A 15,106-nucleotide genomic window follows, 5' to 3' on the forward strand; every position below is an offset into this window, starting at 1 on the left:
GCGTTCGTCCTGAGCCAAGATCAAACTCTCCAAAAAAGTTTGTCTATGATTGACACCAATCAATCATAGGTAATTCTTAGCAAAGAAGCTGCTAGCTTCTGTAATTCTTTAATAGAAAAAACAGGGTGTGTTTCTTCTTAATTTACTGGTTGTTTTGTTCAGTTTTCAAGGAGCAAAATCTTTATGTCATCTCTTAGTGACAGCTTTTATATCATATCACGCTATCAAGATTATGTCAACTAGTTTTTTTAAAAAACCTTAATGACTTCATCTAAGCGGTAAGTAATACTATATCACCAGTATCAGATTATGTCAACTAGTTTTTTAATATTTCTTCCATGTTTATATCATTAAAAGACATGACATTATTTCTAAACAGTAAATTACATATTACACCCCTTTGGAATACTAGTCAATATTAAATCGAAGAATTACATTACCATATTTTTGTAATATGGAATAACCAAATTTATTATATTCAACTACGCCCCATTAAGTTCCATCGTATAGCATTTGACTATTTTACAAACGCTATCCTTACCTACCAAATAAAATGATGAAGGAGTGACCCATGAAAAAGTTAGCCTACCCACTATTAGTATTCATAATTTTGTTCATCTTGGGAGCTTATTCCATAAATGCAGCAGAATATGATACTAAATCAGAACTCCACGTGATTACGACTTATGAAGAAGATGTGACAGGTAATGGTTTAAAGGAAGTAATCGAATTAAAGGGGATTTTATTTTCACCTGATTCGAATTATTACCGAGATATTGTAGCAGTTATTACATCAAGCGAGAATCATGTTTGGGAAATCCCGTACATGGGAGGGTATAATCCAACACTTAAGTTTATTGATTTAAACCATGACAAGGTAAATGATATCTATTTTCAAAGTTCCACCGGAGGAAGTGGTGGATTGTACCAGTACCATCTGCATACCTTAATTCATAACAAACTAACAGAATTACCACTACCAGAACAACCTTTTGTAAAAGGAGGATTCCTCGATAGCTTTAAAGTAGAGATAACCATTTCACCTAACACGAAACCAACTATTGTAAATGTACAGGATAGAAAAGAAGAGTATATACGCCTAGGCATCTATAGTGAAGAAGGAAAAGTTATAAAGAAAACTTCTGCAATGGTTGATCCAATAGCTTTTTTCGAGCCTAAATTTATTAGTAAAAGCAAAGGCTATGGATTAAAGAGTTATCAACAAGTAAGTGGTGCAAATCATGCTGACCAGTTAGGAACTGTCGAGTCATTGTGGTACTACGATAGAGATAAATGGATTTTACTTCAAACAAAATGGATGCCAAGTAATTAATAGATACAATAAAGGCTCCTAAGAGAATATCCTGTTAGGAGCCTTTCACATTAATTTGCTACTATATTAACTAATTTCCCTGGTACTACAACCACTTTTCTAATTGTCTTTCCAGCAATCCATTCTTGAATCCCTTCATCTTCTAACGCCAATTTCTCTAGTTCATCTTTAGAGATATCTTTAGCCACTTGAAGTTTAGAACGAACTTTACCCATGACTTGAACAACAATTTCCACTTCATCTTCAACCAATTTAGATTCATCATAAGTCGGCCAAGCTTCATAACTAATTGTTCCTTCATGACCTAGGCGACTCCAAAGCTCTTCGGCAAGGTGAGGTGCTACTGGAGATAGTAGTTTGACAAATCCTTCTACATATTCTTTAGGAAGCTTCTCAGATTTATATCCCTCATTAATAAATACCATCATTTGAGAAATACCAGTATTGAAATGTAGATTCTCAAAATCTTCGGTAACCTTTTTCACTGTTTCATGGTATACCTTTTCTAGTTCTGAACCAGCACCGTCAACGATTTTACTAGAAAGACCGCCATTATCATCAATAAATAGACGCCATACACGATCTAGGAAACGACGCGCTCCATCAAGTCCATTTGTAGACCATGCGACTGAGGCTTCTAGCGGTCCCATGAACATTTCATAAAGGCGAAGGGTATCTGCGCCATGAGATGAAATAATATCATCTGGATTTACTACATTCCCTTTTGATTTACTCATTTTCTCATTACCTTCACCAAGAATCATCCCTTGGTTGAAGAGCTTCATAAATGGTTCTTTAGTTGGAACGACACCGATATCGTATAGGAATTTATGCCAAAAACGTGCATATAGTAAGTGAAGTACCGCATGCTCTGCCCCACCGATATAAATATCCACTGGCAGCCATTTTTTCAATAGTTCAGGATCTGCTAGTTTTTCACTATTATTCGGATCAATGTAGCGTAGGAAATACCAGCAGCTCCCAGCCCATTGTGGCATTGTATTTGTCTCACGACGACCTTTTTTACCTGTCACAGGGTCTACCACATTCACCCAGTCACTATTAGCAAGTGGCGATTCCCCAGTTCCGGATGGTTTTATTTCCGTCATAACAGGAAGCTCTAGAGGCAATTCCTCTTCTGGAACGGTAGTCATTGTTCCATCTTCCCAATGAATAACTGGAATTGGTTCACCCCAATAACGTTGTCTAGAGAATAACCAATCACGAAGGCGGTATGTTACTTTCTTTTCCCCTACCCCCTTCTCTTCAAGCCATTCAATCATGTTAGAAATTGCTTCTTCTTTATTTAGATCATTTAGAAAATCTGAGTTTACGTGCTTTCCATCTCCTGTATAGGCTTCCTTCGAAATATCCCCACCTGCTACTACCTCTCTTATCGGTAACTTAAATTTAGTAGCAAATTCGTAATCTCGTTCATCATGTGCAGGAACAGCCATGATTGCACCAGTACCATAGGACATTAGCACATAATCTGCGATCCAAATTGGCATTTTCTCTTGATTCACAGGATTAATAGCATATGCACCGCTAAATACACCTGTTTTATCCTTAGCTAAATCTGTTCTTTCAAGGTCCGACTTCGTTTGAACGTTCGCCAAATATTGTTGAACTGCTTGTTCTTGATCAGGAGAAGTAATTTTCGATACTAACGGGTGTTCTGGTGCAAGAACAGCATAGGTTGCGCCAAACAACGTATCAGGTCTTGTAGTAAACACTGTAAATGTCTCGTCATGTCCTTCTATATGAAACGTAACTTCTGCACCTTCCGATCGACCAATCCAATTACGCTGCATGTCTTTAATGCTTTCTGGCCAATCCACCTCATCTAAATCTTCTAGAAGTCTATCGGCATATGCTGTAATTTTCAACATCCATTGTTTCATTGGCTTACGAATTACGGGGTGTCCACCACGTTCACTTTTCCCATCAATAACCTCTTCATTAGCAAGAACGGTCCCAAGAGCCGGACACCAATTCACTGCTACTTCATCGATATAAGCCAGACCTTTTTCATAAAGTTTTGTAAAGATCCATTGCGTCCACTTGTAATAATTTGGGTCTGTTGTACTAATTTCTCGATCCCAATCATAAGAGAAACCAAGTTCTTGAATCTGTCTTTTGAAGGTATTGATATTCTGTTGTGTAAATTCTGCTGGGCTATTACCGGTATCTAATGCATATTGTTCAGCAGGAAGCCCAAATGCATCCCACCCCATTGGATGAAGAACCTCATAGCCTTGCATACGCTTCATTCGAGAAATAATGTCTGTAGCAGTGTATCCTTCTGGGTGTCCAACATGAAGTCCAGCTCCAGATGGATATGGGAACATGTCTAATGCATAAAATTTCTTTTTGTCTGTTTTCGTGTTCGTCTTAAAGGTTTTGTTCTCTAGCCAATATTTCTGCCATTTCTTTTCAATTTCATGATGATGAAAACTCATTACTTTTCCTCCTTTTATTGTGGGCTTTCGTATATTCTTCAGTTACAATCTTAGAAAATGCAAATATAACATCATCTAATAAACCGAATAAATAAAAAAAGCCCCTCATCCCTATAAAGGGACGAGAAGCTGTATTTCCCGCGGTACCACCCAAATTAACGAATTCATTCGTTCACTCGTATCCTTAACGCGGATTAACGGCAGGAACTACTTCGGTTCACTCCTGCAGCATTAAAGGCGAGTTCGCAACTTCTCAGGGACAATTCACACCAACCATTGTCTCTCTTAGCCTGAGTACCATTACTACTACTCCTTCGCATCGCATTTCCATATTTACATAGAATTTTAATGAATACTATTAGCTTTGTCAAGATATTCCTTTTTTATTATAGTAATAGGTGAACTATTACAAACTAATTACATGGCATATAAGTTTTTAAAATTATTTTTACATGCTATTCTAAACACAGACTCAATTTATGCATAAGGGGACCCGAGGATGAAAAGCATTTTAAACTACTCACATCATTTATTAGAAGAAATCATTTCTCCTGGAGAGACCGTTATTGATGCAACATGTGGTAACGGAAATGATACATTATTTTTAAGTAAGCTAGTAGGAGACACCGGAGAAGTTATTGCCTTAGATATTCAAGAACAAGCTATTGATAATACCGATCGATTATTAATGGAGCACAACTGTGCCAACGTATCACTTGTATTAGACAGTCATGAGAATATTGGTGATTACTTATTTCATGACATTGAAATAGGTGGTGCTATCTTTAACTTAGGCTACTTACCGAAAAGTGATAAGTCTATCATTACAAAAGGGGAGTCCACCGTAAAAGCTATTGATACCATTTTAAAATACCTTAAGAAAAATGGTCGAATTATTTTAGTCGTATACTATGGACATGAAGGCGGGCAAGAAGAAAAAAACACGATTCTAAAGCATGTCATTTCCCTGGATCAAAAAAAATATAGTGTACTGCAATATGGATTTATTAATCAAAAGAATAATCCGCCATTTATCATAGCAATACAAAAAAAATAGTCAAGGAGGGGTTTTTAGTGATTCATCATTATCAAAACATCGCACCTAAGATTCATCCGACCGTTTTTATTGCAAAGGACGCAGTAGTAATTGGAGATGTAACAATTGAAGAAGAAACTAGTATTTGGTTTAAAACTGTTATCCGAGGAGACGTTGCTCCAACTAGAATAGGTAAACGAGTTAGTATTCAAGATTTATCTATGCTACATCAAAGTCCTAATAATCCTCTTATCATTGAAGATGATGTTACTGTAGGTCACCAAGTTACCCTTCATTCATCCATAATACGAAAAAATGCTTTAATCGGTATGGGATCGATTATCTTAGACGGGGCAGAAATTGGGGAACATGCTTTTGTTGGTGCGGGAAGTCTAGTTCCACCTGGCAAAAAAATTCCACCTCATACATTAGTTATGGGACGCCCTGCTAAAGTAGTTCGCGAACTAACGGACACGGATTATCAAGAGATGGAACGAGTTCGCAAATCCTATGTTGAAAAAGGACATTATTATAAGTATCATACTGATTTAGGGCTTGATTTTTCCTAATAGCAAAGGCTTAGAACACTGGGTTCTAAGCCTTTTACATACATTATTTAACTTGTGCTAATAACGCGTCTACTTTATCGGTTTTTTCCCAAGGAAATTCTACATCTGTTCTACCGAAATGACCATATGCTGCAGTTTGCTTATAGATAGGTCTTTGTAGATCTAGCATGCGGATAATTCCAGCCGGACGTAAATCAAATATATTGCGAACAGCATTAACTAATACCTCTTCGCTTACTACTCCGGTACCAAACGTATTAATGGAAATGGAAACCGGTTCTGCAACACCGATTGCATATGCAAGCTGAACTTCACATGAATCAGCTAATTTAGCAGCTACAATATTTTTCGCAACATAACGAGCGGCATAAGCAGCTGAACGGTCTACTTTTGTAGGATCCTTCCCACTAAAAGCACCCCCACCATGACGTGCATAGCCACCATACGTATCGACAATTATTTTTCTACCAGTTAAACCTGCATCCCCTTGTGGACCTCCAATAACGAATCTTCCAGTCGGGTTAATAAAGTATTTCGTTTCATCATCTAATAATTCTGCAGGTACTACTGGCTTAATGACGTGCTCGATCAAGTCTTTTTCAATCTGTTCTAATGTAACGCTTTGTGAATGCTGTGTAGAAATGACAATCGTATCAACTCTTACCGGTTGATCCTTTTCATCATATTCAACGGTTACTTGAGTTTTTCCATCTGGACGAAGATAAGCGAGCGTATTGTCTTTTCTAACATCACTTAGCCGTTTAGAAAGTTGATGCGCTAGAGAAATTGGTAACGGCATTAATTCTTTTGTTTCGTTACATGCAAAACCAAACATCAATCCTTGGTCCCCTGCTCCGATTGCATCAATTTCACTTTCTGTCATTTTTCCAAGACGTGCTTCTAACGCTTGGTTTACCCCGCTTGCGATATCTGGTGATTGCTCATCAATAGCAGTTAGAACTGCACAAGTATCAGCATCAAATCCATATTTCGCACGAGTGTAACCGATATCTTTAACGGTTTGTCTAACAACCTGTGGGATATCAACATAGGTTGATGTGGTAATCTCTCCAGCAACTAGTACTAATCCTGTTGTTACGGTCGTTTCACACGCAACCCTAGCTAGCGGGTCCTTTTTTAAAATTTCATCTAAAATTGCATCGGAAATTTGGTCACATATTTTATCTGGATGACCTTCTGTTACTGACTCAGAAGTAAATAATCGACGATTCTTAGCCATTTGGCTAAATCCTCCCTCTATTTCTTTGTTACGGAACTCAAATATCTATCAGATAGTATATCCTTAATCAATAAAAAAAGCCTTTCCTTCTTACATGAGGAAAGGGTTTACTAGCCTTTCGCTCTTATTGTTCAAGGAATTTTCCTTGCTTCAGGTTAGCACCTTTTCACAAATGTGATGGTTGCCGGGTTTCATCGGGTCTGTCCCTCCACCAACTCTGAATAAGAGAGTATCCGCTCTATTGTAGATTAACTGAAGCTATTGTCCTATGTCAACTGTATAATACACTGTCACGTAATTTTAATAAAATAATACAATAAAAACAATAAATAGTATGGACTATTAATTTAAATGTGTTATACTAATAATTAATTTCAGGAAATAAATGTATTGAATCTCATAAATAAAGGTAGGTAATTTTAATGAATACAGTAATGAAAACCTCATTATTGGAAGAACTTCTGTCCCAGCAAACTACAAAGAAAAACTTATCTGTTGCTAGATTAGTTGAAAAAGTCCTTTCACGAAATGAAGGGGTCTTATCAAATACAGGAGCTGTACTCGCTACTACTGGTAAATATACTGGCCGTTCCCCAGAGGATAAGTTCATTGTAAAGGATTCCATATCCGAAAGTAAAGTAGACTGGGGTACTGTAAATCAACCTATTGAAGAAAAAGTATTTGAATCCTTATATGCAAAAGTTATGGAGCACCTAAAGCAAAAAGATGAAGTATTTGTATTTGATGGATTTGCTGGAGCTGATCACAACTATCAATTACCAATTCAAGTAATCAACGAATTTGCTTGGCATAATTTATTTGCGAAACAATTATTCATTCGTCCAACAGAGGAGCAATTAGCAAATCATCAAGCAGAATTTACTGTAATTTCTGCTCCAACCTTTAAGGCTGATCCGAGTGTTGATGGTACTAACTCAGAAGCGTTTATCATGGTGTCGTTCAAGCACAAAGTTATCTTAATCGGTGGAACAGAGTATGCAGGTGAAATCAAAAAGTCCATCTTCTCTATCATGAACTTTTTATTACCAGAGCAAAACATTTTATCTATGCATTGCTCAGCAAACGTAGGTAATGAGGGGGATGTTGCTTTATTCTTCGGTTTATCTGGAACTGGAAAAACAACATTATCAGCTGATCCTTACCGGAAGCTAATCGGTGATGATGAACATGCCTGGAGTTCTAGTGGTGTATTTAATATAGAAGGTGGCTGTTATGCAAAGTGTATCAACCTATCGGAAGAAAAGGAACCACAAATATACAACGCCATTAAGTTTGGTTCTGTATTAGAGAATGTAGTGTTAGATGAAGAAACACGTATCCCTAATTTCGATAATACTTCCTTAACAGAAAATACTAGAGCTGCCTATCCATTAGAACATATAGATAATATAGTAAATCCAAGCATTGCAGGACATCCGAATACGATTGTATTCCTAACTGCTGATGCATCTGGTACGCTACCACCTATTAGTAAACTAACAAAAGAACAAGCAATGTATCATTTCTTAAGTGGATATACTAGTAAACTAGCTGGAACAGAACGTGGTGTAACAGAACCACAAGCAACATTTTCAGCTTGCTTTGGAGCACCTTTCCTTCCATTATCGCCTGCAACTTATGCAACGATGCTAGGTGAAAAAATTGATTTATATAATACAAATGTATTCCTAATTAATACTGGATGGACTGGTGGATCTTATGGTGTAGGAAATCGAATTAAGCTCTCATACACTCGTGCAATGGTTCATGCTGCATTAGAAGGAGAACTAAATAACGTCGAAACAATTAAAGATGAAATATTTGGCTTGGAAATCCCTGCTCATGTTGCTGGTGTTCCTGATGAATTACTTATTCCAAGAAATACATGGGAAGACAAACAAGCATATGACGAAACAGCAAGAAATCTAGCTAAGAAGTTCCATGATAATTTCAAAAAATTTACTCATGTTAGCCCAGAAATTGCTGCAGCAGGACCTAATTTTAAATAACACTATCTTGTCCTCATCCCAAGAGGGTTTATATACTAATTCTTATACAGGCAGAAAGGATGTTACCTTTCCTATTTGCCTAACGTAAAACCGACCTTACTTTTAGAGGTCGGTTTTTTCTACTTATGTTGGTGATTCCACCCACTCCCGGGCGAGAGGTTCTTCGATTCGCGAGCTGCTCACTCAGAACGCGCGGGGACTTCTTTTTCGCGCGACTCTTTCTCCATTTCGCGCGGGACTTCTTATTTTTCGCGCGATTTCTTCTTATTGTCGCGCGATATTTCTTCCGGGTCGCGCGATTTTTCCTCCGGGTCGCGCGATTTCTCCCCTTTCTCGCGCGAAGCTTACTTCTGTCGCGCGGGGACTTCTTTTTCGCGCGACTTTTTCTCCATTTCGCGCGGGACTTCTTATTTTTCGCGCGAGGTTCCTTCTGTCGCGCGATTTTCCTCTTCTGCCGCGCGATTTTCCTACCGGGTCGCGCGATTTCTCCTCTTTCTCGCGCGAAACTTTCTCTTGCCGCTCGCGAGCTCTCCCTAATCGCGCGAAGTCTACTCCGACGACCGTGCGCGAGAACCTCTCCTCTCGCGTCCCCCCTGCAAGACATATTAAAACTAGGCATTCACACATTTTTCATTTAAAGCATACTATGTGGTTGAAGTACTCCACTTGAGAACGACTATTCAAACTTTATTACAAATCGGGAAGATATACTTTCCTTTTTGCATAAAAAATTTTCGAAATGGAAAGGGTCGTAAAGAATGAGAAAAATGAAGATTATTGGGGTTATATTATGTTTTACACTTCTTTTCCTTTCTGCTTGTGTTTCTAGCGAAAATACTACTATTAAATTAGGAGAGGTTACCCGTTCACTGTTCTATGCACCTCAATATGTAGCAATTGAGAAAGGATTTTTTGAAGAGGAAGGATTAGATGTAGAGCTTCAAACACTTTGGGGTGGAGATAAAACGATGACAGGCTTATTATCAGATGGAATTGATGTTGCATTAGTCGGATCAGAAACATCTATCTATGTTTATGCGCAGGATTCCAATGATTTCGCAGTCAACTTTGCTCAGCTTACTCAAACAGATGGGACATTCTTAGTAGCAAAAGAAGCACATTCTGATTTTAAATGGGAAGATTTAAAGGGTTCTAATTTTCTTGGACAACGTAAAGGTGGAATGCCGCAGATGGTCGGCGAATTTGTACTAAAGCAGCATGGAATAGATCCACATAACGATTTAAGCTTACATCAAAATATTGATTTTGCGAATATTCCAGGTGCGTTCCTATCGGGAGACTATGAATATGTACAGCTATTTGAACCAACTGCCAGTGTAATGGAAAAAGAAGGAAATGGCCATGTCATCGCATCCTTTGGTGAAGAATCGGGTCATGTACCATACACTGTTTTTATGGCTAAGCAGAGTTATTTAGTTGATAACAAAGAAAACATTGAAAAATTCACTAGAGCGATATATAAAGCACAACAATGGGTACAGGAAACAGATTCTGCAGAAATTGCTGAGACCATTCAATCCTATTTTGAAGATGTAGATTTAGATATATTAACTTCCTCGATTGAGCGCTATAAGAGCCAAGGATCGTTCGCGACAGACCCAATCTTAGATGAGGAAGAATGGAATAACTTAACGAACATCATGGAAGAGGCAGGAGAATTACCAGATGGCGAAATTTCTTATGAAGAGCTAGTAAATACAGAAATTGCAGAGGACGTCATCAATCAATAAGGAGGGAAAACATGTCCTTTCTAACCTTAGAAAATGTCACCCACCACTATTTCACAAAGAATGACTATACCAAAGCACTAGAAGATATTTCTTTTTCAGTAAAAGAGGGAGAGTTTATCTCCTTACTAGGGCCAAGTGGCTGTGGTAAATCCACCATTCTTTCTATCGTTTCGGGGATATTGAAACATACGTCTGGTAAAGTACTTTTAAATAATAAAGCCATTGATGAATCTGAATTAGCTATTGGTTATATGTTACAGCAAGATTATTTATTTCCTTGGAAAACGATTTTAGATAACGTATTAATCGGTCCGACCATTCAGCGAAGGGCGAATGAATACGTAAAGGAAAAAGCAATCGAGCTTTTACACGAGGTTGGTTTAAATAATGTGGAAAATCAATACCCCTCATCCCTTTCTGGTGGAATGAGGCAGCGTGTTGCACTCGTCAGAACATTAATTACGGATCCAAAAATTCTACTATTAGATGAACCCTTTTCAGCTCTAGATTTCCAAACGAAGCTAAAATTAGAAGACCTTGTTTACAAACTATTACACGCCTACCATAAGACAGCCATATTAGTAACCCACGATATTGGGGAAGCGATAGCGATGAGTGATCGCATAATCGTTATGAGTGCAAATCCAGGTAAAATTGCTAAAACCTTTGAAGTACCAATTGAACTTCGAAATGAAATGCCATTTTTAGTTCGTAAACACCCTAAGTACCAATCTATATTCGATAAAGTTTGGGAGGAGTTAAACAAAAATGAAACGCAAACCGTTTAACCCTTCAACAGAAAGGGGATATTACCATGTCCCATCATGAAGACCAGCAATTATTTGAAACGCATAAGCAAAAACTCCTACGAGAGAAACGTATTGTATTCATTTGGCAAGCTCTTATTTTAATTGGTTTTTTTGGCCTTTGGGAGCTTGCTAGTAGAATGAGATGGATTGACCCGTTATTATTCAGCTCACCAACAAGAGTATTCAATCTATTAGTCGAAAAACTTTCAGATGGCTCGATGATTTCACATACGTATGTCACGTTATTTGAAACGTTACTAGGCTTTATGATTGGTACAGTACTCGGTATAATACTTGCATCATTGTTATGGTCATCTACCCGATTTTCAAAAATTATGGATCCTTATTTAGTAATTTTAAATGCCATGCCTAAAGTCGCCTTAGGGCCCATCATTATTGTCGCTTTAGGGCCAGGTTATGTATCGATTATTGCCATGGGAGCTATCATTTCCGTTATTATTACAACGATTGTTGTCTACACCGGATTTAGAGAAGTTGATCCAAACTATGAGAAAGTACTAAAAAGCTTCGGTGCAACCCGTTGGCAATGCTTTAAATCAGCTGTATTTCCAGCAAATCTTCCCGTCATGATTTCAACGTTAAAAGTAAATGTTGGGCTATCCTGGGTCGGGGTTATCGTAGGAGAGTTTCTTGTTTCCAAAGAGGGATTAGGCTATTTGATTGTATATGGCTTCCAAGTCTTTGACTTTACTTTAGTCATGGCAGCATTAATTCTAATTGCTATCTTTGCGGCAATCATGTATAAGGTCGTTGAAAGAATGGAACGTTGGTTGATTAAGCATACGACATAGTAGAAATTAACGTAACTCCTAATAAGGCTCAGATCTCTTTATTTATAGGAATGCCTACTTGAACTAAACATCTCCCATCCGATGGCTGGTGAGACTCCTCGCTAATTAAAGGAGGTCTCACCGAAGCTATCTCTAATAAGCGTACATATATTTTCTCGGTTAAAATGTCCGATTAACCAGGAGCTAATCTATTTACATAACCTTTCTACCGGATCTCGAGTTACCTAGACTATTATAGTTTACGTACAATAGTCTTGAACTATCTGTAATAACCTACTCGAATCTTCTGTCGGTACAAATTCTGCTAATCTCGCTCCCGCTATAATCGGGGCCCATTCTAATATATCGTTCTTGTTGATGCCGCTTTTTTCAGTATAAAGATTTAAATATTCCTCAGCAATTTCTGGGTAATGCTGTGAATACAGTAGATAGGTACGGTAGACATCCGCACGAACATCACCAACACTAGCATCCACCCAATCTATAATTGCAATATGATGACCTGTCTGGATAAGATTAAAAACATGTAAATCGCCGTGACACAATCTATTTTCATAAGACATTTGATTCATTTTTTCGATAAGACATGCTTTTTGCTTTTTATTTAACATCTCAGCAGCTTCAATTTGACGCGTTAATTTTAACGTCATTAGCTCTATGGAGTCTGTTTTAACCGAATGAATCTTCCGTTGTATATCAACTGCGATATTTAAATAATCTCTAGCATCATGCATATTAGCTAACATCAGCTCCCCTAATGTAGAGCCATGTACATACTCCATTATAATGGCTGGGCTCCCCTCGAATGAAGTAACTTCTATCACCTTAGGTACTGGTAAGCCACTAGAATAGGCGACTTCTTGCTTAGCCGCTTCATATTTCGCTTCACTTTCCGGTAAGTACGCATGAAAGACTTTAACTATTTGATTATTGCGTACATAAATCGTAGCGGTATTACCTTCTGCAATCTTGGTAAGCTGTTCGATTTTCCTCACTCCTCTAATATCTCTCTTTTATAGGAAACAATACGGTCGAGCTAATCATGTTGTGACTCAAACTCCGAGCTATGTCCAATTCAATAAGATCATGTTTTGAACAGCATAATAGTACGTCCTGATTTCGCATCGGATATTTTTCTGCCACCATTACTCCCGACTTCACTTAGTGATCTGCTGTCTCGCTTGTATGTACCCTTCCGTTAAACTAAAGTGATGTTGTTCATGAATTGCCAGTAAATGAACACTTTGAATAACGTTTGGATAATGTGCAACTGGATCTGGATAGCGAATGTGGCCTGCAACTGGTTCCTCTAATTCGGCTACTAAATTCTTAAATTTATTCGTCTCGTTTATAAGTAACTGTTGAATATCGAGAAGTGTGTATGTTTGATTAAGGTTTTTTGGTGGTGTTAATACATAAGGAGCTTTCATAGGACCTTTTTTCTTCTGAGTATATTCTACATAAATATTATGTATTGAAGTTTGGTAAGGGTGATGTTTACGTATTCTAGCAAGCGGTTTGGCAAGGGGGAGATAAATGGTGGAAAACCTTCTAACTAACCTCACCATTAGATATACATGATATAACGTTTCTCCAACCGACCATTTATCTGGTAACGGACGCTTCCATAATCCAAAGTTAGACTTGGAGACCGATTGATAAAAAATCACTCTTTGCTTTTCTACTAGATTAAAGTAGTTTTCTATATAAGTACTGTTCAAAAATCACACACACCTTTTCGGTTATTTTTATTATATACTACCAAAACAGGCACGGATAGTCATACTTTTCAAGCAAAAAACACCTCCTCTGCAGGAGGTGTCGTACGGCCATTAGAAATTAATTCCTAGAAATTCTCTTTAAACAATACGTTAAAACGTCATCCTTCATAATAAAACTGTATTTCTTATTTGTTTTCACTTTTTTAGGAATTTCTGATAGAAGGACAGGGCCTTCTGTTTCATAATACGTATCTTGCTCTACCAAGGTATCAACTTCAGCATAATAAACATTCTTAATCACATGCTCCGCTTTACCTGCAACATGATATTGTCCAATATACTGTAGTTGTTTAATAATTCCACCAGTCTCTTCCATTACCTCCCGATATGCCGCATCTTCAGCACTTTCTCCTTCTTCTACCTTTCCACCTGGAAATTCCAAACCTCGGTCCTTATGTTTCGTTAATAGCCATTTCCCCTTAAAACGACAAATGACCCATACATGCTTTGGTTCCTTCGAAAAGGGGTGGTCAAGAAAAGATAATCGTATCTCATTATGATAAAAATCTCGAAATGTTAACATATGTCAGCTACCTTTTACTCTTCATCATAGATGTGTTATTTTTGTGATCTTCCATTCTTGGTCTAGAAACGTAAACTCTAATTCAATACCGTATTCACCGTACAATTCGGATTGATTGTCTTGCGTAACCAAGAACGTATTCTTATCTAATTGTACCACATCGTATCCATTCTGTTTATCGAACCATGGTGATCTATGGCAGTCAATTTTTCATCTTCTTCTTGGTCAACACCCACTGAGATGGTCTATTTTTGGTTTCTTCATCAATCTTTTCTAACCACTTCCAAAATACGACTATATGACCGAATTCACCTTTTTTATCTTACCGCCTGCATCCTGATTTGTTTAAAATTAGCATATTCACCTGGCTCTAGTAGCGCCTCTATATGCCTTTCCTGTAAACCAATTTACAGCATCTGCATTTGTCCAAGGCTTTCGCAAGGAATAACATCCTTCTCTAATTTTTCAATGATTCTATTCGTTACCAATTTGTAAACATCTAGTTTTATCATCTTTTTCACTCCTTAGAAATTTTGTCTTCTGTATGGCCATTAGTTCCCAAAAGGGAATTATTTTTCCTCTTTTGTTGGGAGTATGAACTCGTGAAGCGTGCGAACGATACCATGTAAAAGGCAAAAGGGCGAAAATACAACAAGAAGAGGCTGGGACAAAACTAGCCAGAAAGTAATAAAAAACTGGTTCTAAGCGATTGAAAATTGCTTGGAACCAGTTTTTTGAAATCATTTCCATTTCCTAAACTAGATTTACCCATTTTGGCGGT

The 15,106-nt window shown here is 37.6% G+C and carries 13 protein-coding genes, 1 riboswitch and 1 other annotated feature; of the genes, 7 read left to right on the top strand and 6 right to left on the bottom strand.

The annotated features are described in order from the left end of the window. The first annotated feature begins 571 nt into the window (after window positions 1-571). Window positions 572-1,333 carry a hypothetical protein gene (locus AAIB49_RS17905; protein ID WP_343458815.1) on the top strand — a complete coding sequence of 254 codons (762 nt, stop codon included), beginning with the start codon at window positions 572-574 and terminating at the stop codon, window positions 1,331-1,333. 50 nt (window positions 1,334-1,383) lie between these two features. Here the strand turns inward: AAIB49_RS17905 and leuS are convergent, their stop codons facing one another. Then, complete coding sequence (gene leuS / locus AAIB49_RS17910; protein WP_343458816.1) at window positions 1,384-3,795, bottom strand: leucine--tRNA ligase; 2,412 nt, start codon at window positions 3,793-3,795, stop codon at window positions 1,384-1,386. Between the two features lie 114 nt (window positions 3,796-3,909). Further along, window positions 3,910-4,124: a binding site (T-box leader), on the bottom strand. A gap of 170 nt (window positions 4,125-4,294) precedes the next feature. Here leuS and mnmM point away from each other — a divergent pair. Next, window positions 4,295-4,852, top strand: coding sequence for a tRNA 5-(aminomethyl)-2-thiouridylate-methyltransferase MnmM (mnmM, locus tag AAIB49_RS17915; RefSeq protein ID WP_343458817.1), 558 nt, complete (start codon window positions 4,295-4,297; stop codon window positions 4,850-4,852). A gap of 17 nt (window positions 4,853-4,869) precedes the next feature. After that, window positions 4,870-5,400, top strand: coding sequence for a gamma carbonic anhydrase (locus AAIB49_RS17920; RefSeq protein WP_339214219.1), 531 nt, complete (start codon window positions 4,870-4,872; stop codon window positions 5,398-5,400). Between the two features lie 43 nt (window positions 5,401-5,443). On the opposite strand, the gene metK is transcribed toward AAIB49_RS17920, so the two are convergent. After that, window positions 5,444-6,640, bottom strand: a complete 1,197-nt coding sequence (gene metK / locus AAIB49_RS17925) for a methionine adenosyltransferase (RefSeq protein WP_339214217.1) — start codon at window positions 6,638-6,640, stop codon at window positions 5,444-5,446. Between the two features lie 121 nt (window positions 6,641-6,761). Beyond that, a riboswitch (SAM riboswitch) is annotated at window positions 6,762-6,868 on the bottom strand. Between the two features lie 194 nt (window positions 6,869-7,062). Between metK and pckA the strand changes: the two genes are divergently transcribed. The 4 genes from pckA (at window position 7,063) to AAIB49_RS17945 (ending at window position 12,021) form a co-directional block, all read left to right on the top strand. Then, the gene (pckA, locus tag AAIB49_RS17930) at window positions 7,063-8,649 is read left to right on the top strand and encodes a phosphoenolpyruvate carboxykinase (ATP) (protein WP_339214215.1); all 1,587 of its coding nucleotides are present in this window, start codon (window positions 7,063-7,065) and stop codon (window positions 8,647-8,649) included. A 767-nt stretch (window positions 8,650-9,416) separates the two neighbouring features. Further along, window positions 9,417-10,400: an ABC transporter substrate-binding protein gene (locus AAIB49_RS17935; protein WP_445254551.1), complete on the top strand. Its 984-nt coding sequence runs from the start codon at window positions 9,417-9,419 to the stop codon at window positions 10,398-10,400. Window positions 10,401-10,411: 11 nt separating this feature from the next. After that, window positions 10,412-11,188, top strand: a complete 777-nt coding sequence (locus AAIB49_RS17940; RefSeq protein WP_339214212.1) for an ABC transporter ATP-binding protein — start codon at window positions 10,412-10,414, stop codon at window positions 11,186-11,188. 26 nt (window positions 11,189-11,214) lie between these two features. Beyond that, window positions 11,215-12,021: an ABC transporter permease gene (locus tag AAIB49_RS17945; protein WP_339214210.1), complete on the top strand. Its 807-nt coding sequence runs from the start codon at window positions 11,215-11,217 to the stop codon at window positions 12,019-12,021. Between the two features lie 239 nt (window positions 12,022-12,260). On the opposite strand, the gene AAIB49_RS17950 is transcribed toward AAIB49_RS17945, so the two are convergent. The 4 genes from AAIB49_RS17950 to AAIB49_RS17965 form a co-directional block, all read right to left on the bottom strand. Beyond that, entirely contained in the window at window positions 12,261-13,016 is a 756-nt protein-coding gene (locus tag AAIB49_RS17950; protein WP_339214208.1) for an aminoglycoside phosphotransferase family protein, read from the bottom strand. A 162-nt stretch (window positions 13,017-13,178) separates the two neighbouring features. Continuing rightward, on the bottom strand, window positions 13,179-13,742 hold the full coding sequence (locus AAIB49_RS17955; RefSeq protein WP_343458822.1) for a DinB family protein: 564 nt from the start codon (window positions 13,740-13,742) through the stop codon (window positions 13,179-13,181). Between the two features lie 118 nt (window positions 13,743-13,860). Continuing rightward, window positions 13,861-14,325 (bottom strand): RNA deprotection pyrophosphohydrolase, encoded by a 465-nt coding sequence (gene ytkD, locus AAIB49_RS17960; protein ID WP_339214205.1) that lies wholly within the window; start codon window positions 14,323-14,325, stop codon window positions 13,861-13,863. Between the two features lie 24 nt (window positions 14,326-14,349). Continuing rightward, the gene (locus AAIB49_RS17965) at window positions 14,350-14,484 is read right to left on the bottom strand and encodes a hypothetical protein (RefSeq protein WP_343458823.1); all 135 of its coding nucleotides are present in this window, start codon (window positions 14,482-14,484) and stop codon (window positions 14,350-14,352) included. Window positions 14,485-15,106: the final 622 nt, after the last annotated feature.

The organism is Ornithinibacillus proteolyticus, assembly GCF_039581225.1.
Classification (GTDB): domain Bacteria; phylum Bacillota; class Bacilli; order Bacillales; family Amphibacillaceae; genus Ornithinibacillus; species Ornithinibacillus massiliensis.